The 18,011-nt window shown below is 73.0% G+C and carries 15 protein-coding genes; 7 read left to right on the top strand and 8 right to left on the bottom strand.

The features are described from left to right. Positions 1 to 38 precede the first annotated feature (38 nt). The 4 genes from ACGF13_RS35230 to ACGF13_RS35215 form a co-directional block, all read right to left on the bottom strand. Positions 39 to 374 carry a Rieske 2Fe-2S domain-containing protein gene (locus ACGF13_RS35230; protein WP_392883254.1) on the bottom strand — a complete coding sequence of 112 codons (336 nt, stop codon included), beginning with the start codon at positions 372 to 374 and terminating at the stop codon, positions 39 to 41. Next, on the bottom strand, positions 362 to 1,783 hold the full coding sequence (locus ACGF13_RS35225; RefSeq protein WP_392883252.1) for an iron-containing redox enzyme family protein: 1,422 nt from the start codon (positions 1,781 to 1,783) through the stop codon (positions 362 to 364). The genes ACGF13_RS35230 and ACGF13_RS35225 overlap by 13 nt, the downstream gene beginning before the upstream one ends. Positions 1,784 to 1,896: 113 nt before the next feature. Continuing rightward, the gene (locus ACGF13_RS35220; RefSeq protein ID WP_392883251.1) at positions 1,897 to 2,934 is read right to left on the bottom strand and encodes a methyltransferase domain-containing protein; all 1,038 of its coding nucleotides are present in this window, start codon (positions 2,932 to 2,934) and stop codon (positions 1,897 to 1,899) included. 377 nt (positions 2,935 to 3,311) lie between these two features. After that, the gene (locus tag ACGF13_RS35215) at positions 3,312 to 4,424 is read right to left on the bottom strand and encodes a transposase (RefSeq protein WP_392883250.1); all 1,113 of its coding nucleotides are present in this window, start codon (positions 4,422 to 4,424) and stop codon (positions 3,312 to 3,314) included. 292 nt (positions 4,425 to 4,716) lie between these two features. Here ACGF13_RS35215 and ACGF13_RS35210 point away from each other — a divergent pair, with 292 nt between their 5' ends. From ACGF13_RS35210 to ACGF13_RS35195, 4 genes are all read left to right on the top strand, one after another. Then, positions 4,717 to 6,192, top strand: a complete 1,476-nt coding sequence (locus tag ACGF13_RS35210; RefSeq protein WP_392883249.1) for an amidase — start codon at positions 4,717 to 4,719, stop codon at positions 6,190 to 6,192. Between the two features lie 125 nt (positions 6,193 to 6,317). Continuing rightward, positions 6,318 to 7,832 carry an MFS transporter gene (locus tag ACGF13_RS35205; RefSeq protein WP_392883247.1) on the top strand — a complete coding sequence of 505 codons (1,515 nt, stop codon included), beginning with the start codon at positions 6,318 to 6,320 and terminating at the stop codon, positions 7,830 to 7,832. A 54-nt stretch (positions 7,833 to 7,886) separates the two neighbouring features. Beyond that, on the top strand, positions 7,887 to 8,552 hold the full coding sequence (locus tag ACGF13_RS35200; protein ID WP_392883246.1) for an HAD family hydrolase: 666 nt from the start codon (positions 7,887 to 7,889) through the stop codon (positions 8,550 to 8,552). 79 nt (positions 8,553 to 8,631) lie between these two features. Next, a complete protein-coding gene (locus tag ACGF13_RS35195) occupies positions 8,632 to 9,834 on the top strand; it encodes a glycosyltransferase (RefSeq protein ID WP_392883245.1) in 1,203 nt (400 codons plus the stop codon). 102 nt (positions 9,835 to 9,936) lie between these two features. On the opposite strand, the gene ACGF13_RS35190 is transcribed toward ACGF13_RS35195, so the two are convergent. Both ACGF13_RS35190 and ACGF13_RS35185 read right to left on the bottom strand, forming a co-directional pair. Beyond that, entirely contained in the window at positions 9,937 to 11,415 is a 1,479-nt protein-coding gene (locus ACGF13_RS35190) for a purine-cytosine permease family protein (RefSeq protein ID WP_392883244.1), read from the bottom strand. A 208-nt stretch (positions 11,416 to 11,623) separates the two neighbouring features. Then, positions 11,624 to 13,147 carry a S8 family serine peptidase gene (locus ACGF13_RS35185; protein WP_392883242.1) on the bottom strand — a complete coding sequence of 508 codons (1,524 nt, stop codon included), beginning with the start codon at positions 13,145 to 13,147 and terminating at the stop codon, positions 11,624 to 11,626. Positions 13,148 to 13,565: 418 nt separating this feature from the next. Between ACGF13_RS35185 and ACGF13_RS35180 the strand changes: the two genes are divergently transcribed. Both ACGF13_RS35180 and ACGF13_RS35175 read left to right on the top strand, forming a co-directional pair. Further along, positions 13,566 to 13,922, top strand: coding sequence for a beta/gamma crystallin domain-containing protein (locus tag ACGF13_RS35180; protein ID WP_392883241.1), 357 nt, complete (start codon positions 13,566 to 13,568; stop codon positions 13,920 to 13,922). 256 nt (positions 13,923 to 14,178) lie between these two features. Then, entirely contained in the window at positions 14,179 to 14,499 is a 321-nt protein-coding gene (locus ACGF13_RS35175; protein WP_392883240.1) for a hypothetical protein, read from the top strand. A gap of 77 nt (positions 14,500 to 14,576) precedes the next feature. Here the strand turns inward: ACGF13_RS35175 and ACGF13_RS35170 are convergent, their stop codons facing one another. Continuing rightward, complete coding sequence (locus tag ACGF13_RS35170) at positions 14,577 to 16,172, bottom strand: MFS transporter (protein ID WP_392883422.1); 1,596 nt, start codon at positions 16,170 to 16,172, stop codon at positions 14,577 to 14,579. A gap of 209 nt (positions 16,173 to 16,381) precedes the next feature. On the opposite strand from ACGF13_RS35170, the gene ACGF13_RS35165 reads away from it, so the two are divergent. Then, positions 16,382 to 17,374 (top strand): Lrp/AsnC family transcriptional regulator, encoded by a 993-nt coding sequence (locus ACGF13_RS35165; RefSeq protein ID WP_392883239.1) that lies wholly within the window; start codon positions 16,382 to 16,384, stop codon positions 17,372 to 17,374. Between the two features lie 51 nt (positions 17,375 to 17,425). On the opposite strand, the gene ACGF13_RS35160 is transcribed toward ACGF13_RS35165, so the two are convergent. After that, positions 17,426 to 17,923 (bottom strand): phosphoribosyltransferase, encoded by a 498-nt coding sequence (locus tag ACGF13_RS35160; protein WP_392883238.1) that lies wholly within the window; start codon positions 17,921 to 17,923, stop codon positions 17,426 to 17,428. Between the last annotated feature and the right edge of the window lie 88 nt (positions 17,924 to 18,011).

Raw genomic sequence — 18,011 nt, 5'->3', positions numbered from 1 at the left:
GGAGCGTCCTGTCTCCGGGGGCGGCCCCCGGGGGCGGTTCAGGCTCCGGCGGCGAGGGCCGGGGACAGCGGAAGGTGGCAGAGTTCGGCGGCGGCGTCCGCCGGTCCCGGCAGCACCGCGGTGACGGTGTCGCCGGAGCGGACGGCCGGCACCTGGCGGCGCAGCCGGCTGAGCGAGGAGCCCCGCTCGTGCCACGGGCACACCAGCCGCCGTCCGGTGGGGTCGGGGGTGCCCAGGTTCAGCGGGCCGCCCCGGTGCGGGCAGGAGGCGGGCAGCACCGATCCGCCCGCCTCGGTGCGGATGTACACGTAGGGCAGGCCGGCGACGCGGGCGCAGTTGTCCGCGCCGCCGGCCTTGAACGTCACGACAGGCATGCGCGGTAGTCCCCCACGGAGAAGATCTGGTAGACGCACTCCTCGGACTCGATGATCGCGCCGTGCAGGCGGTTGCGCTGGATCACGGTGCCCTCGCCGGCCTCCAGGATCCGGTAGGAGTTGAAGCCGCTGACGAAGCGCATCGTGCCGCTGACGATGTGGCAGAGCTCGTCGCCCTCGTGGCTGTGGGTGTTGGACAGCTCGCCGAAGGGCTCGACGATGTCCGCGACCGGCGGGGTGATCCGGCCCTCGGTGATGGCCGCGTAGACGGGCTCGTGCAGGTCCTTGTAGCGGTCCGCGTCGTCCATCCAGGCGATCTGGGTGGCGAAGTCGTCGTCGGCGATGGCGCTCAGCAGGCGGAACTCCTCGATGCCGCGCACGATTTCGGGGATGATCTGCTCGCCGTGGCGCTCGACGAGGGGCTTGACCAGCTTCTCCAGCGCCATCCGGCCGTGGTGCTGGTCGATGTGGACGTGCTCGGAGAAGTAGCGGGCGTCCGCGGTGCCCTCGAACACGTCGGCGAGCAGGTTCTCCGCGCGGCGGCAGAAGTCCACCAGGGTGCTCTCGGTGTAGAACAGCGCGCCGACGTAGCGGAAGAAGTGCTCGTGGTTCTTTCCGAGGTAGTGGAAGTAGTTGTTCAGGGCGAGGCTGGAGACCAGGTAGTACTGCCAGTAGCGGTGTACGTCGGAGCCGAGTCCGACGGATTCCAGGGTGGCCTCGAAAAGGGTGCTGTGCTTGGTGTCGTGAACGCCGTAGCCGTATTCGTCGATGAGGATCTTGAACCATTCCGACTGCTCGGAGCCGTAATATCCGAGGACGTTCCGGGCCATCGGCGAGGCCTCGGACAGGAAGTCCGGGGCGAACTGGATCAGCCACATCCTGGCCGCGCGCTTCGGGTCGGAGGAATCGCGGACGGCCTTCTCGGCGGGGGAGGCCCCGCCCTGGGCGTGAACGTCGAGGTCCTCCAGGTAGGCGAGCAGGCTCTCGGTGGTCCAGTCGCCGCTGACCTCCACCTCCTGGTCGAGGAAGCCGAAGGCGAAGCGTTCCAGCGCGGGGCGGATCAGCTCGCCGCGGGCCCGGTTGCCGGGGCTGTAGTAGTGGCGCAGGTCCTGCGCCTGGTCGCCGAGGCCGGCCTTGGGGAAGAAGACCAGGTCGGCCTCGTAGATGCTGGTCAGCAGGCGCTGGGCGGCGAGGCTGCTGTACTCCAGGATCCGGTCGCGGCCCGCCACCCGGTCGAAGTCCAGGTAGGGCAGCACCTGCGGGCGCAGCTGGCGGCGGTAGGGGCTGTCGGAGTTCTCCCACTCCTCGTTGTCCTGGTAGAGCGGATTGGCGGCGTAGGCCAGGACCGCCTCGCGCAGCGCGTCGCCGTGCAGCTCGAACGGTTCGTAGGGGACGGGTGTGTGCGACATGTCTGGTCTGCCTTCCGCGGGTGGTGTGGGGGCGGGCCGGGCGGGGTCGTGAACGGGTGCGGGGGAGCGTGGGTGCGGCGGTGCGTCAGGCGGGGGAGCGTGGTGGGTGCGCGTCAGGCGAGGGAGAGGCGGGTGTCGCTCCAGGAGAGGTCGAGCTCCAGCGTGGAGCCGGCCTGCGCCTCGACGGGGTGGGCCAGCGGCAACAGTGCCTGCATCCAGTGCGAGCCGATGTTGTCGGGCGAGTTGCGCAGGGTCACGCCGCCGCCGAGTTCCAGCTCGAACCAGGCGACCAGGGCGTGCACGGTGCCCGACTCGTGCACCGGGAGGGCGAGTTTGCCGCCGCCGGGGCCGAGCGGGTCCGCGGCGAAGTCGAAGGAGGCCAGTTCGACCGTCTCCGACAGGACGCGGTGGGGCCAGGTGTGCAGCCGGATCGGGAAGTGCCCCGGTGTGGCGAAGGCGTTCAGCCGGGACACGTCGAAGCCGCCGGCCCGGTTCACCCGGTTCAGGTTCACCGCGTTCTCGCTCTGCACCAGCGCCCCCAGCAGGCGGGCCCGCTCGGGGAGCATCACCCCGTCCGGGGCGAGCAGTTCGCGGCGCGCGTGCCGGATCGAGGGCAGGATGCCCTCGCCGATCAGGCCGCAGTCCACGATCTCGGAGATCACCGCGTCGACCCGGCGCGGCAGTTCCCGGCCGACCGCCAGCTCGTCGGAGCGGCAGGCGAGCACGGTCACCCGGTCGGCGAAGCCCTCGTCGGCCAGGACCTGCCGGGCCACCTCCGCCATCAGCGGGTTCGCCTCGCAGCTGTAGACGTGGGCGGCGCCGGCCCGGACGGCCATCATGGCCAGCAGGCCGGTGCCCGCGCCGATGTCCAGCACGGTGCCGTCCTGCGGGACGATCCGCTCCAGGGCGGTGGCCAGCGCGTCGTTGCGCTCGTGGTCGTTGAGCATGGCGAAGTGCCAGCGCGGCACCGCCTCCCGGGCGAACTCCCGGAACTCGGGGAACTCCGGGGACAGGGCGTCGGGGGCGGCCAGCAGCCGGGCCGTGGCCTCCGCGATCCGGTTCAGCTCCTGGGCCCGGGCACGCAGGCCCGCCAGGGCCAGCCGGACCTCTCCCTCAGCCGTCTGGCTGGTGACACTCGTCAAATGGGGCATGTCGTTCCGCAGGCTCCCCGGTAGGAATGGCTTATCGAAACACGGTGCATGCACGGATGAACGGCAACACGGATGAACGGCAACACGGATGAACGGCAACACGGATGGACGGACGGTGCGGGCCGACGGGAAACGCCCGTTTCCTCGGCGAATTCACGGGGGAATTCGCCGGGGCTCCGCGGCGTCCGAGCGGAATTGCGCTCCCGGCGTCGGATGTGTTCTGCTGACGGAAAACGAGGGCGGGCCCGCGATTTCTTGCGTGCGCACATCGCCCCCCGGTCGAACCGATTAGAACATCACCTGAGTCGGAGCGGCAAGCAGGTGCTAAAAGGAGCGGTACTTGCGCTTCCGGTCGGCCCTTTCGGGCCGGTGGGCCGTCACCGCGGGCCGCCCGGCGCGGCCCCGGGCCGCCCCCCGCCGGCCGTCCCCGCCTCCAGGTGCAGGACGGCCGCCGTCATCGCCAGCGTGGTGTGCCGGTACCAGGCCACCCAGGTGCGCACCTGGTGGCTGCTCAACCCGGCCCGGGTGTCGGCCTCGTGGACCGCCCGGGCGGCCGCCGCGCCCGCCGCCGCCATCGCCCGCGCGGCGGGGACGTCCGGCGCCGTGGTCGGCGCGTGCAGCAGGAAGCGCGAAGTGTGCCCGGACGGCAGCCGGCGGGCCAGCAGGGTCAGCCGGAAACCCGGTGCCGGATGGCCGTACACCGGGCCCAGGGTGCGGCCCAGCAACTGCCAGGCCTCCTCCCTGCCCGGCTCCGCGCGCACCGCCGAGGCGTCCGACTCGCTCTGCGGATACGGGAGTTGGGGAAGCTCGACGCAGAACGGCAGCCGCCGCCGGCACAGCCACTGGCGCAGCTGCGGATCGGCGAAGTCCGGGCCGCCGAACACCCAGCCGATCGGCATCGCCGCCGCCAGCGCGCGTTCCAGCATCTCCTGGCCGAGGTCGGCCATACTGCGCGGCTGCACCCGTTCCGGCGGCACGCCGGCCCGGGCGCAGCGCGCGGGGTCGGACGTCCACTGCGAGGGCAGGTACAGCTCACGGTCGATCACCGCGGCCCGGTTGCGCGACACGTAGCACAGCAGCGCCGCGGCCTGGATGTTGCGGTCCCGGTTGGCGGCCCGCGCCCCGGCCGGGGCGACCGCGACCGCGCCGGTGCCCGCCCGGGCCGTCTCGTGCCGGCTCAGCACCGCGCACGGGCCCGAAGCCCCGAGCAGCGGCACCACGTGCGCGCGGATGCTGTCGCGCAGCCGGTCGGCGTCCCACACCGTGCGGGTGAGCAGCCGCTGGGTGCTCCAGGCGCTGTCGGCGCCGGACCGGGCGGCGATCTGCGCGGCGCTGCCCCGGCCGGGGGAGGCCAGCAGCGCGTGGACGTACGCCAGCGCCCGGTCCCGCGGCTCGGCCCGGGTGAAGTGCTCGCCCAGCAGCCGCAGGAGGTCCGGGTACGGGTACGGGGTGGCGGGGCCACCGGGACGGGCGAGGGGGGAACGGGACACGACGGCCATACCGGATCTCCGATAGGTCTAGACCTGTCTATTCCGTGGCGAGACTAGCCGAGCAACGGGCGCGGGGTAAGTGGTTGATCGTGTACCCGACACCGGGGTACACGCGCGCGACGGCCCGCCCGGCCCGCCGGCCCCACCGACCCCGCCGAACCCACCCGCCCCGCACCCCGCACCACCGCCCCGCCCCCGCCGCGGACGCCGTGCAACCCGGACGCCCGGCCCGGTGTTCCCCCTCACGCCCGGCTCCTGGAGCCCAACCGACGAACCCCGTGCGAGGCGTGAGATGACCGAAAGCACCGAACTGAGCGCCACCCGACTCGCCGAGGCGATCCGCCGGCGGGAGATCTCCCCGGTCGAGGCGGTCCAGGCGGCACTGGAACGGATCGAGAAGACCAACCCCGCCGTCAACGCCTTCGTGACCGTCTGCGGCGAACGCGCCCTCGAACAGGCCGCCGCCGCCGAACGCGCCGTCACCTCCGGTGCCGAACTCGGCCCGCTGCACGGCGTCCCCATCGGCGTGAAGGACCTCGACCCCGTCGCCGGCGTCCGCATGGCCCGCGGCTCCCTGGTCTTCGCCGAGGACGTCCCGCAGGAGACCATCCTCTGCGTCGAACGCCTCGAACAGGCCGGCGCGATCGTCGTCGGCAAGACCAACACCCCCGAGTTCGGCTTCAAGGCCACCACCGACAGCGCCCTGTTCGGCCCCGCCTCCACACCCTTCAACCGCGCCATGAACGCCGGCGGCTCCTCCGGCGGCAGCGCCGCCGCCGTCGCCTCCGGCATGGTCCCGCTCGCCCAGGGCTCCGACGCCGGCGGCTCGCTGCGCGTACCCGCCGCCTTCTGCGGCGTCTTCACCCTGATGCCCACCTTCGGCCGGGTCGCCGTCCCCGCCAAGCCCAACGCCTTCCGCCGCTACAACCCGATGGTCTGCTACGCCACCCTCGCCCGCACCGTCGCCGACGCCGCCCTCGGCGTCGACCTGATGTCCGGCGAGCACCCGTACGACCCGTACTCCTACCCCGCCCCCGACCGGCTCGTCGACGCCCTCCACGGCGACCTCACCGGCCTCACCGTCGCCTACAGCCCCGACCTCGGCGGCTACCCCGTCGAACCCGAGGTCGAAGCCCTCGTCTGCGCCGCCCTGCCCGCCCTGCGCGACGCCGGCGCCACCGTCGAGGAGATCGACTTCACCCTGCCGCTGCCGCACGCCGACCTCACCGCTATGTGGCGCCGCTACCTGTCCGTCGCCCACGCCGAATCCGCCGCCATCTCCCGCGACAACGGCCTCGACCTGCTCGGCACCTACGCCGGCTCCATCGACCAGGCCTACCTGGACTCCGTACGCGTCGGCGAATCCCTCAGCGCCGTCGACTTCCGCCTCGAAGACCTCGACCGCACCCGCGTCCTCTACGCCTTCGAGAACCTCTTCGACCGCTACGACCTGATCGTCAGCCCCGTCAACGCCGTCACCGGCATCCCCAACTCCGCCGGCCGCGACACCGTCGGCCCCGACACCGTCCACGGCCAGCGCGTCGACCCGTTCGTCGGCTGGTCCCTCACCAGCCCGTTCAACCTGATCGCCAGCCCCGCCGCCTCCGTCCCCGTCGGCCGCGCCCGCAACGGCGTCCCCGTCGGCCTGCAACTCGCCGCCCGCCGCCGCAACGACGCCCTCGTCATCCGCGCCGCCGCCGCCCTGGAAGAGCGCCTCCCCTGGGCCGCCACCTACCAGGACCTCGACCTGGACGCCACCACCGCCTGACCCCCCAGCCGCCACCGGCCGGACCGGACGCAACCCGACCGGCCCGGCCGGTGTTCCACCACCAGGACCACCCCCCGGCCGACGAACCGGCCCACCCGCCGGGGGAGCGACGAAGGGGAGACACCGTGCAAGCCACCACCCGGCAACCCGCCGGCCGGCGGACCGGACCCAGCGGCACCGCGCTGCTGGTCCTGCTGATCGGACAGTCGATGGCCAACATCGACCTGGCCATCGTCAACCTGGCCGTACCCGCCGTCAGCGCCGACCTCCACGTCAGCGGCTCCGCACTCACCCTGATGGTCACCGCCTACGCGCTGTGCTCCGCCGTCCTCCTCGCCCCCGCCGCCCGACTCGGCGAACGCCTCGGCGTACGCCGCGTCTACCTCTCCGGCCTCGCCCTGTTCACCCTCGCCTCCCTCGCCTGCGGACTCGCCACCAGCGCCCCCGTCCTCATCGCCGGACGCTGCCTGCAAGGCGCCGCCTGCTCCCTGATGATCTCCCAGGTCCTCATGGGCATCCACCGCTGGTACACCGGCCCCGCCCGCGCCCGCGCCCTCGGCTGGAACGCCGTCACCCTCTCCGGCGGCGCCGCCCTCGGCCAGATCCTCGGCGGCACCATCGTCTCCGCCGACATCCTCGGCACCGGCTGGCGCGCCGTCTTCCTGCTCAACGTGCCCATCGGCGCCCTCATCCTGCTGCTCGGCGTCGTCCTGCTCCCGCACGACCGACCCGCCACCACCCCCCGCCGCGGCGACAACGACATCCCCGGCACCCTGCTGCTCGCCGCCGCCTCCCTCACCGTCCTCATCCCGCTCAGCCTCACCCGACCCGCCTGGATCTGGCTCCTGCTGCCCGCCGCCCTCCCGCTCGCCGTCCGACTGGTCCGCACCGAACAGCGCGTCATCGCCCGCGGCGCCACCCCCGCGCTCGACCTGCGCCCCCTGTCCACCCCCACCGTCCGCTGGGCCCTCACCACCTCCTCCGGCTGCACCCTCACCTACATCTCCATGCTCTACCTGCTCTCCCTCCACCTCCAGGACCACCTGCACCTGCCCGCCTGGCAGGCCGGACTCGTCCCGCTCGGCTGGGTCCTCGCCTTCGGCCTCGCCGGCCCCGTCATCGGCCGCGCCCCGCACCGCCTCGCCCGCCGACTGCCCTTCATCGGCTGCACCCTGCTCACCACCGCCTACGCCCTCGCCCCCGTCGTCCCCGTCGGCGAGGGCACCGCCATCTGGCCGCTCACCGCCGTCCTGTGCATCGGCGGCTTCGGCCTCGGCCTCACCAACACCTCCGTGCTCAACCTGCTCACCACCGCCGTCCCGCCCCGCCACGCCGCGACGCTCAGCGGCACCGTCAACACCCTCTCCACCGTCGTCGGCGTCACCGGCGTCGCCCTCTTCGGCGCCCTCTACCCCTGGCTCAGCCGCAGCACCTGGGCCGGACCCACCACCGCCTACACCCTCGCCAGCGCCGGACTCGCCCTCATCACCGCGTTCTGCGGCTACGCCGCCCTGCGCGCCGTCGCCACCGCACCCGACCCGGCCGACACCCCCGACACACCGGACCCGGCCGACGCAACCGACCCGGCCGCCCCGGTGTTCACCACCGGGGAACGCCCCGGCGCGCCCACCACCGGCTGAACCCCGCACACCACCACCGCACCACGCACACCCGACCCAGAGGACGACCCCGCCATGACCGAATTCCACCACCTCCACGCCAAGGCCGCCCTGTTCGACCTCGACGGCACCCTGGTGGCCACCGAACACCGCAGCCGCGCCGCCTGGACCCGCCTGTTCACCACCCACCACGTGCCCTGCGACGACACCGTCCTCGCGACCTTCGTCGGCCGGCGCGGCAAGGAAGCCCTCGCCGACCACGTCCACCACTTCCCCGGCCACACCGTCGACGAACTCTTCGACGAGGCCTGCGGCTACCTCATGGGCCCCGACAGCCCGCCGCCCTTCGCCGTCCCCGGCGCCGCCGAACTCCTCGCCGACCTCCACACCCGCGGCGTCCCCCTCGCCGTCGTCACCTCCGGCCTGCGCGCCCACGCCACCGAGATGCTCGACCACGTCGGCGGCGCCGACCTCTTCCAGGTCATCGTCACCGCCGAGGACGTCACCGCCGGCAAGCCCGACCCCCAGGGCTACCTCGCCGCCTGCCGCGCCCTCGGCGTCCACCCCGCCGACGGCCTCGCCTTCGAGGACGCCCCGGCCGGCGTCAGCGCCGCCAAGAGCGCCGGACTGCGCTGCGTCGCCCTCACCACCTCCCACAACGCGGGCGACTTCACCCACGCCGACCTGGTCGTCCCCGACCTCACCCCGCTGCGCTGGACCCCCACCGCCGACGCCCACTGACACCCGCCACACCGCCCGCCGCCCCGACCACGTCCACCACCACACCAGCCCGACACCGCCGGGGAGACACGACACCGCCATGCCCGCCGCCCGCCCCTCCGCCCCCGACGCCCTCGCCGCCGCGGCCACCAGCAGCCTGATCCTCGTCCACGACCCGCTCTCCCGCGCCGTCGCCCCCGACTACTGGGACTGGTCCGCCGACGCCCACCACGGCGCCGCGCACGCGCTCACCGCCATCGACGACGACCGCGTCCGCACCAGCGCCGCCCGCCTCGCCGACGACCCCGCCGACGCCACCGCCGCCGCCCACCTCACCGCCGCCCTCACCGACCTGCTGCGCCGCCCCGAGGGAGCGGACCCGGCGCTCGACGCGCTGCGCGCCGCCGCGGCCCGCACCGAGTCGCTGTCCCGGCTGATCGTCCAGCCGGGCCCGCCCGAGGCGCCGGCCGCCGTCGCGGCCCCCGACACCGCCGAACTGCTGGCCGCGCTCGCCCGCAAGCCGCACCGGGCCGGCCACCCCGTCGACGCGGCGGTGGTCATCCCCTTCCGCGCCCCCGACGACGCCACCGGCCGGGTCCGCAACCTGGCCGCCGTCCTCAACGCGCTCGCCGACCAGTCCCACCCGCGCGAGCGCTACCGCGTCGTGGTAGTCGAGAGCGACGAACGCCCGCGTTGGCGCGAGCCGTTCGCCGACGCCTGCGACACCTACCTGTTCGCGCCCGACCCCGGCCGGTTCAACAAGTCCTGGACCGTCAACGTCGGCGTGGTCCACGGCGCCAGGCCCGCCGAGCTGGTCTGCGTCCTGGACGGCGACATCCTCGTCGACCGCGACTTCGTCGCCCGGGCCGTCGAGCGCTTCCAGCGGCCCGGCACCCAGGCCCACTGGCCGTTCGAGGACATGCTCTTCCTCGACCCCGCCTCCAGCGCCCGGGCGGTGCGCACCCGCTGCCTCGACGCCGCCCCCGACCCCGGCCCGGACCGGCTGCGCGGGGTCCACCTGCGCCGTCCGCCGGGCGGCTGCGTCTGGCTGCGCGAGGACCTCTTCACCCGCATCGGCGGCATGGACGAGCGCTTCTGCGGCTGGGGCGGCGAGGACCAGGACTTCGTGTGGCGCGCCGAACGCTACGGCCCGATGGACCGCCACCGCGACCCGATCGTCCACCTCCACCACGACCGGGCCGCCCACCGCGGCGACGACGGCACCCCCTTCTACGAGGAGGTCGAACGCGCCGGCTTCTGCAGCTGGCCCTGCGACTCCGACTTCGGACGCCTCGACCGCTGACCGCCCGCCGTCCGCTGCCGGCGGGCCCGGAAACGACACCGCCCCGCGGGCTCGATCGAGCCGGCGGGGCGGTGCGGGGGAGTGCGGGGTCGCGCCGTGCGGTCAGACGGTGACCCGGTCGGTGCGCTCCGCCGGGGCGTCGGCGCCCTGCCCGCCGGCGGCGGGGGTGTTCTCCCGGGGGGTGGGGAGTACGGCCATGATCGCGGCGGAGATCACGATGGTCGCCGCCCAGGCGAGCCCGTACTTGCCGACGAAGGTGCCGGAGAGCGGGCCGGCGAACCAGTCGCACTTGGTGAAGGCGAGGCCGAACAGCAGCGCGACGACCCAGGACACCATCGCCTGCCAGCAGAAGCCGCCCTTGTACCAGTACCGGCTGCCCTTGGTGGTGTCCATCAGCCCGGCGGCGTCGTAGCGCACCGCACGCGAGCGGCGACGGAACATGTCCACCGCGTAGACGCCGATCCAGGCCGAGAAGGAGACGGCGAGCAGGATCAGGAAGGTGATGAAGGAGCCCAGGAAGCTCTTGGCGACCAGCATCAGCAGCAGGCCGCCGACCAGCGAGATCACGGCGTTGATGCTGACGGCCATGGCGCGCGGCAGCTTGACGCCCATGGTCTGGGCGGTGAAGCCGGCCGAGTACATGGACAGGCTGTTGATCAGCAGCATGCCCACGATCGCGGTCAGCAGGTAGGGCACGGCCAGCCAGGTCGGCAGCAGGTCGCCGAGGAAGGAGACCGGGTCCGCGGCGTCGGCCAGGCCGGGGGAGGCCACCGCCATCACGGCGCCCATCAGCACCATCGGCACCATCACCAGGCCGGCGCCGGAGACCGTCACGCTGGCGATCTTCCGGCCGGAGGCGGCGTGGGGCAGGTAGCGGGTGAAGTCCGGGCCGGTGGGCACCCAGCTGATGCCGCCGGCGGCGATGGTCCCGATGCCGGCGATCATCATCGCGGTGGTGCCCGCGGGCTTGGCGAAGACCTCGCTCCAGTGGATGGTCGCGACCAGGTAGCCCAGCACCAGGACGCTGAAGACGCCGAAGAGGTACGTCGACCAGGTGTTGCAGACGTTCAGCGCCTTGCGGCCCATGCCGGAGACCAGGAAGGTGCAGGCGACGAAGGCGAAGAGCGTGACCACGATCAGCGCGGTGTTGCTCTTGACGCCGAAGAGCAGGTCGAGGACGGTCAGCACCGCGTACGCGCCGGTGACGGCGTTGATCGTCTCCCAGCCGAACCGGGCGATCCACAGGATCGCGCCGGGGAACAGGTTCCCGCGCACCCCGAAGGTGGCCCGCGAGAGCGTCGCGCCCGGCGCCCCGCCCCACTTCCCGGAGACCGACAGCACGCCGACCATGCCGAAGGAGGCGAGCGCGGCGCACGCGGCGACGACCAGGACCTGCCAGAAGTTCAGCCGGTTGAACACCACCAGGGCCGCACCCATGGTGAGCAGCAGGACGCTGATGTTCGCCGCGACCCAGGTCGGGAAGAGCTCGCGCACTCTGCCCCGGCGCTCGTGGTCCGGAACGGGTTCGATGCCGCGGGTCTCTATCGCGCCGTCGACGTCGACGGTGGACAGGTTGTCCATGAGGGTGGCTCCGTGCGTGTGAAGCGGGAGATGAAAACAGACAAATAGAACATTTATGGAACTCTTCGCGCGTAGCGCGGGAGTTCGGCCATCCTACGTTGTCCAGTTCCCCGACCCCGAAAGCCCCCAGCACACCACCCGCTACGGTGCGTCACCACGAGCGCCTGGCGGTCCCGGCCGGGACACCCCGGCCGGGTATCCCCTCCGCCTACCTGACCGCGCGCAGCGCGTCGACGACGCCGAAGCCGTAGAAGCCGTTGACGCGCCCGCCGCCCGCGCAGACGGCGTCCACGACGCCGTCGCCGTTCCAGTCGTACGGGTCGGCCGGGCACCCCGGGTTGTCGGCCTGGGCCCTGAGCAGCGCCCGCAACTGGGCCGGGGTCGCCTGCGGGTGGGCGGACTTCAGCAGCGCGGCCACCCCGGCGACGTGGGGCGTGGCCATGGACGTGCCCTGCTCGTAGCCGTACTGGTTGTTCGGCAGCGTCGACAGGACGCCGCCCGACCCCGACGGCGTGTCCGAGGCCACGTACTGGTCGCCGCCCGGCGCCGCGACGTCGATCACACCGAGGCCGTAGTTGGAGTAGTACGCCTTCGCGCCCTTGGGGCCGGTCGCGCTGACCGTGACGACGCCCGGCAGCTGTGCGGGCAGGTCCCAGCACCGGTGCGGGTCGACGGTCCGGTTCACGGGGGTGGAGTCGTTGGGGCTGCCGGCGTCGGTGAAGCCCGCGGAGGCCAGGTCGTGCCTGGCGTTGCCGGCCCCGGCGATGTTGAGGGTGCCCTTGCGCTGCGCGTACCGCTGGGCGCGGTCGACCGCGTCGACGATGGCCTTCTGGTCGGGGTCGTCCAGGCAGTTGTACTGCCACGGGTCCACGTAGTAGCTGTTGTTGGTGATCTGCACACCGTGGTCGGCGGCGAACACGAAGGCGCACACGACGCTCTCGGCGTAGATCAGCTGGCGCCCGGTGGGCTGGGAGACGGTGATGCCGGAGACCTTCACGCCGGGTGCCACGCCCGCGACGCCGACGCCGTTGCGGGCCGCAGCGATCGTGCCCGCCACGTGCGTGCCGTGGAAGTAGTCCGGGTCCGCAGGCCGCCAGGAGCCGTACGTGGTGTCGGCCTTGCCACCGGCGCAGTTCGCGGACTGCGCGGGGGAGAAGTTCGCGGCGAGGTCGGGGTGGGTGTCGTCGACGCCGGTGTCGATCACCGCGACCGTGACGTCCCCGCTGCCGGGGTTGACCTTCGCGGCCCTGTCCGCGCCGATCGCCCGCAGGTCCCACTGCTCGGCCTCGAGGGGCTCGCCGCCGTCGGACGCCTTCGCGATCCTCGCGGCCTCGGCCTCGGAGAGGCGGCGCACCGCGCCCTCCTCGGTCGTCCCCACCGTGCTCAGCGCCGCGGTCCGGGTGGCCCCCGCCGACTCCACTCCGCGCACCGCGCGCATCCGCTTGCCGAAGTCGGGGTCCGCCGAGTGGGCGACGATCACGCCGATCGCGTCGTACGTGACGACGATGCTGCCGCCGGCCGTGGTGACGGCCCGCCGCACCTGCGCGATCGTGTGCCGGTCGGTCCCGGTGTTGACGACGTACGCCAGGGCGGGCGCGTCCCCGGCCGGTGCGGCGGAGGGTATTCGGGGCGTCGCCGAGGCCGGCGCGGGGAGGAACCCGAGCGAGGCGGTCAGCGACAGCACGACCGGTACGGCCAGGCCGAGCCGGGGCAGGGAACGTCGTCGAGCCATGTGGTCTCCACATCATCCGGGGGCAGGGCCCAGCCTCGCCCGCCGACGCCTGCCGCGACTATCCGAAAAGTCCCCCGCGTCGGCGCACCGAAACGGCTTGCCCTCCGCCCGCCCGTCGCCCGGCCGTGGCGCGCCGCCCCCGGGCTCCCGACCGCCCCTGCCGCCTCCGCCCCGCCGCGCACGTGAGCGCCACGATCGGGTGATGTCCCGGCCCGCCGGTTCGCATCCGGAGTGTTGCGGCCGGACGGGGGACCGGGGTCACTACGTTGAGGTCCCGGCTCCTCACAGCCGTTTCACCGACGGGCACCGGCCGTGAGGAGCCGAAACGGCGAAGCACCGTTCCGACGCCGTTCCCGTCATGACGCGACGTCACCGACAGCGCCGGGCCACGTCCCGGCCCTCGTACGAGGGAGAATCCGTGATCTCGAAGACCAAGAGGGCCGTCCGCTCCATGGCCATGGCGTTCGCCGCGGCCGCCACGTTCACCGTCGGCCTGCCGAGCGGCGACGCCTTCGCCATCGACCACGTCCAGTGCGACGGCGGCCGCAACGACTTCCTGAAGATCTGGTCGCACCTCGACGGCCGCGACAGCGTCGACTGCTACGCGAACGGCGGGAGGACCGACTTCGGCGGGTGGTGGGTCGACCGGATCTCCACGGGCAACAACGACCTGACCTACTACGACGTGAACGGCGACTCCGTGCGGATCGAGCGCTGGACCGACATCACCTTCCCCAACCACCCGCCGAGGGTCGCCGCCATCAAGATCGGGTGACACGACACCACCCGGCCGCTCCCCACACCGGTGCCGGCCACACCCCACCAGGGCGTGACCGGCACCGGCATGCCCGCCCACCCCACCCGGCGCGCGCGTGCGGTCCAGGGCTTCGGCGTGGTTCGGCCTGGTCCGAATCACGTTGAGCCCGGCCCGGGGCGCGGCGAACCTGGTGGCGCGACGCACCCGGGAGCCATGTCTCGCGGAGAGCCGACTTCCGAGGCTCCAGGGCGCGGACCGCGTCGAAAGGAACACCATGCGAGCAACGAAGTCCCGGATCCTCGCGGGCTCGGCCGCCCTCGTGCTGGCAGGTCTGGGCGGCGCCGTGCCGGCCCAGGCCGCTTCGGCGCCGCTGGCCGCCGGAGGTACGGCGCCGGCCTGCATCGACCGCAGCGGCGTCACGAACATGGCCGACGGTGGGATCGCGGGCTATGTGTACAACAACTGCGGCAGGACGATGCGTGTCCGGATCATCGTCAACTACTGGCGGGACACCTCGTGCCAGTCGATCCCGAACAGGCAGAGCAGGTACTTCCACACCGTCGGCGGGACCTACGACCGGACCGCGGTCTGCTGAGAACCGGACGACGACCGCCCCGAACAGCGGTCGACACCGGCCGGGGCACGGCAACGTGCCCCGGCCACCGCCCGGCGTCACGGTGCGCTTCGCACCCCCTGGGTGGGCACGCCGCCGGTGGAGACGTGCGCGGGACCACCGGCGGTTCGCGGCGCCAGGGCCGCGCTGCCGGCACCGGCCGCGTCGGCCGGACGGCCGGCGGGCGGCGCGGCCGGGCGCAGGAGGACGGCGCAGGCGAGCGCGGCCAGCAGGACGAGCGAGGCCGACACGATCAGGCAGAGCCGCAGGCCGTCGAGGAAGGAGCCGCCCAGCGCGGTGAGGGCCGGTCCGGTGGCGGCACCCAGGTCGAGCCCGGCCACGGCGCCGAGCCCCTGTTCCCGCGCGACGGCGAGGACACGCTCGCCGGTCTCCGCCGGCACCGCGGCGTCGGCGAGGCGCCCGGGCAGGGCGCCGAGGGCGCGGGTGGTGAGCAGGGCGCCGAGTACGGCCGGGCCGAGAGCGCCGCCGACCTGGCGGAAGGCGTTGTTCCCCGCGGCGGCCATGCCGGCCAGGTGGTGCGGGACGGAGGAGACGGCGGAGGCCGTCATCGGGGTGAGGACGGTGCCCATGCCCAGGCCGAGCAGGACCAGGCGCCAGGCGATCGACCCGTAGGACGTGCCGGCGTCGATGCCGGTCAGCGACAGCAGCGAACCCGCCATCACCACCAGACCGGCGGTGATCATGACCCGCGCGGAGACCCGGTGCATCAGCCGCCCGACGGGGACACCGACGACGAGGGACGTCCCGGACACCAGGACCAGCCGCAGCCCGGCCTCCAGCGTGCTCAGGTGCTGCACGAGGCCGAAGTACAGGCTCAGGGCGAAGAAGAAGCCGATCAGCCCCAGGAAGCTGATCATGGCGACCAGGGAGGTCGCGGCGAAGGCGGGGCTGCGGAACAGCGTCAGGTCGAGCATCGGGCTGGCGCTGCGGCGCTCCACGACGACGAATGCGACCGCGCTCACCGCGCCGAGCGCCAGGGCCGCCACCACGTGGGGCGTACCGAAGCCGTCGGCGCCGCCCTCGATCACGCCGTAGACGACCGCGGTGACCGCGACCGCCGCGCTGATCTGCCCGGGCCAGTCCAGCCGACGGCTGTGCGGCGCCCACGAGTCGGGCAGCAGGAACGCCGCGACGACCAGCACGACCAGGGACACCGGGACGGGCAGGAGGAAGATCCAGCGCACCCCGACGTGCTCCAGCAGCGATCCGGCGATCAGCGGTCCCACGGCCAGCGAGGCCAGCATGGACATCGCCCACAGGCCGATGAACCTGCCCCGCTCCCGGTGGTCGGGGACCGCGTGGCTGATCAGGGCCAGCGTGGTGGGCAGCAGCGCCGCCGCCCCCAGACCGGAGGCCGCCTGCCCCACCCACAGCGACTGCACCGAGTCCGACGCCAGCGAGACGGCCGCGCCCAGCGCGCAGAACGCGATGCCCGTCTGGAACACCCGCTTGCGGCCGTGGACGTCGCCCCACACCCCGGTGGTGAGGATCAGCGCGGCCATCGGCAGCACGAACGCGTCCGACACCCAGGACAGTTGGGAGGTCGAGGCGCCCATCGCCCGTTGGATCGCCGGCAGGCTCACCGACACGGTGGTCACGGGAAGGTAGGCGACGAAGACGCCCAGGCAGGCCATGACGAGCGTGACGCCTCGTCCGGCCCCGGGGCGCTGCACCGTTGCGGAGTTCACGGAGTGGTTCCTTCGACTGCGGGATGCCGTGCGGGCACCGACTGCTGCTGTGTGGCGCGGACCAGCTTCACCCGAACGGTCGAGAAACCCACAAGCGATCACGGCAGACGTACAACAACCTCCACAGCAGCCCGAGACTGTGTAAGCATTCCTCCGTGCACGACGACCTTGACCGCAAAATCATCCACGGGCTCTACTGCGCCCCCCGTACCTCCTTCCGCCGCCTCGGCGAGGTCATCGGGGTGTCCGAACAGACCGTGGCCCGCCGCTACAACGCGCTGCGCCGCGACGGGGTCCTGCGCGTCGTCGGGCTGAGCAGCCCGACCGCCCACGGACGGGCGGACTGGATCGCGCGGCTGCGGTGCCGCCCCGACGCCGCGGGGCCCGTCGCCGACTCGCTCGCCCGCAGGCCCGAAGTCGGCTACGCCAGCGTCGCCTCCGGCGGATCGGAGATCATCTGCACCATCCGCTCGACCGCCGGCACCGGGCGCGACGACGTCCTGCTGCGGCAACTCCCGAAAGCCACCTCGATCCTCGACATGAACGTGGACCTCCTCATCCACCCGTTCACCGCGCCGGGCACGGCCGGCTGGGCCGGCGGCAAGCGCTCCCTCACCGACGACCAGGTGCGACAGCTGACCGAGCAACGCCCCGCGCCCACCGGGCCACCGCCCGCCCCGACCGACGAGGACCGCCCCCTCTTCGAGGCCCTGGCGCAGGACGGCCGCGCCTCCCACACCCACCTGGCCCAGGCCACCGGCTGGTCCGCGGCCCGCGTCGCCCGCCGCCTGGAGGCCCTGGAAGCCACCGGCACCCTCACCTACGGCATCGACATCCTGACCGAACGGCTCGGCTACGAACTCAACGCCATCCTCTGGCTCCAGGTCGACCTGCCCGAACTCCACCGGATCGGCGAGGAACTCGCCCGGCACGACGAATGCGCCTTCGTCTCGGCCACCAGCGGCCGGCACAACCTCATGGCCGTCGTCATCTGCGAGGACACCCCCGCCTTCTACCACTACCTCAGCGGCCGCCTGGCCGGCATCGAGGGCCTCAGGGGCTACGAGATCAGCGTCCGCGCACGCCGCCTCAAGCAGTCCGTCTCCCTCATCCACCACGGACGGCTGGTCCACCCCGCCCTGGGGTGAGGACCGCAGGACGGACGCCCGCGCCGGGTGCGCGGCCGCGTCCACCTCCGATCAGGCGTCGAGCACCTGCCCCTCGCGCCGGACGACCGGTCCCTGCGTCGACCACGGGAACTCGATCCAGTCGTCGGTCCTCTTCCACACGTACTCGCACTTCACGAGGGAGTGCGACTTCTCGTAGATGACGGCCGACCGGACCTCGGCGACATGGTCGAGGCAGAAGTCGTGCACCAGCCTCAATGTCTTGCCGGTGTCGGCGACATCGTCGGTGATCAGGACCTTCTTGTCGGTGAAGTCGATCGCGGCGGGAACGGGCGCCAGCATGACGGGCATCTCGAGAGTGGTGCCCACGCCCGTGTAGAACTCCACGTTCACCAGGTGGATGTTCTTGCAGTCCAGCGCGTATGCGAGACCGCCCGCCACGAACACCCCGCCGCGGGCGATGCTCAGGACGAGGTCGGGCTCGTAGCCGTCGTCGGCGATCGTCTGCGCGAGCTCGCGCACCGCCCGTCCGAAGGTCTGGTAATCCAAGGTCTCGCGCACATCAGTCACGGCGACCAGTGTCCTGGGCCGCCGCCCGGGCGGCGAGCACCGGCACGCCCAGGACCGGAAGTGTGGCGTTCCCCACGCCGGCCGCACG

The sequence above is a fragment of the Kitasatospora sp. NPDC048286 genome, assembly GCF_043201735.1.
Lineage (GTDB): Bacteria > Actinomycetota > Actinomycetes > Streptomycetales > Streptomycetaceae > Kitasatospora.
The sequence above is the reverse complement of the archived record's forward strand: the minus strand, read 5'-3'. Positions and strand labels throughout refer to the sequence as shown.

Excerpts from the sequence above, each read along its gene's own strand:
- ACGF13_RS35210 (WP_392883249.1), top strand. The coding sequence starts at position 4,717 with ATGACCGAAAGCACCGAACTGAGCGCCACCCGACTCGCCGAGGCGATC.
- ACGF13_RS35195 (WP_392883245.1), top strand. The coding sequence starts at position 8,632 with ATGCCCGCCGCCCGCCCCTCCGCCCCCGACGCCCTCGCCGCCGCGGCC.
- ACGF13_RS35230 (WP_392883254.1), bottom strand. The coding sequence starts at position 374 with ATGCCTGTCGTGACGTTCAAGGCCGGCGGCGCGGACAACTGCGCCCGC.
- ACGF13_RS35200 (WP_392883246.1), top strand. The coding sequence starts at position 7,887 with ATGACCGAATTCCACCACCTCCACGCCAAGGCCGCCCTGTTCGACCTC.
- ACGF13_RS35225 (WP_392883252.1), bottom strand. The coding sequence starts at position 1,783 with ATGTCGCACACACCCGTCCCCTACGAACCGTTCGAGCTGCACGGCGAC.
- ACGF13_RS35185 (WP_392883242.1), bottom strand. The coding sequence starts at position 13,147 with ATGGCTCGACGACGTTCCCTGCCCCGGCTCGGCCTGGCCGTACCGGTC.
- ACGF13_RS35170 (WP_392883422.1), bottom strand. The coding sequence starts at position 16,172 with ATGGCCTGCCTGGGCGTCTTCGTCGCCTACCTTCCCGTGACCACCGTG.
- ACGF13_RS35220 (WP_392883251.1), bottom strand. The coding sequence starts at position 2,934 with ATGCCCCATTTGACGAGTGTCACCAGCCAGACGGCTGAGGGAGAGGTC.
- ACGF13_RS35190 (WP_392883244.1), bottom strand. The coding sequence starts at position 11,415 with ATGGACAACCTGTCCACCGTCGACGTCGACGGCGCGATAGAGACCCGC.
- ACGF13_RS35175 (WP_392883240.1), top strand. The coding sequence starts at position 14,179 with ATGCGAGCAACGAAGTCCCGGATCCTCGCGGGCTCGGCCGCCCTCGTG.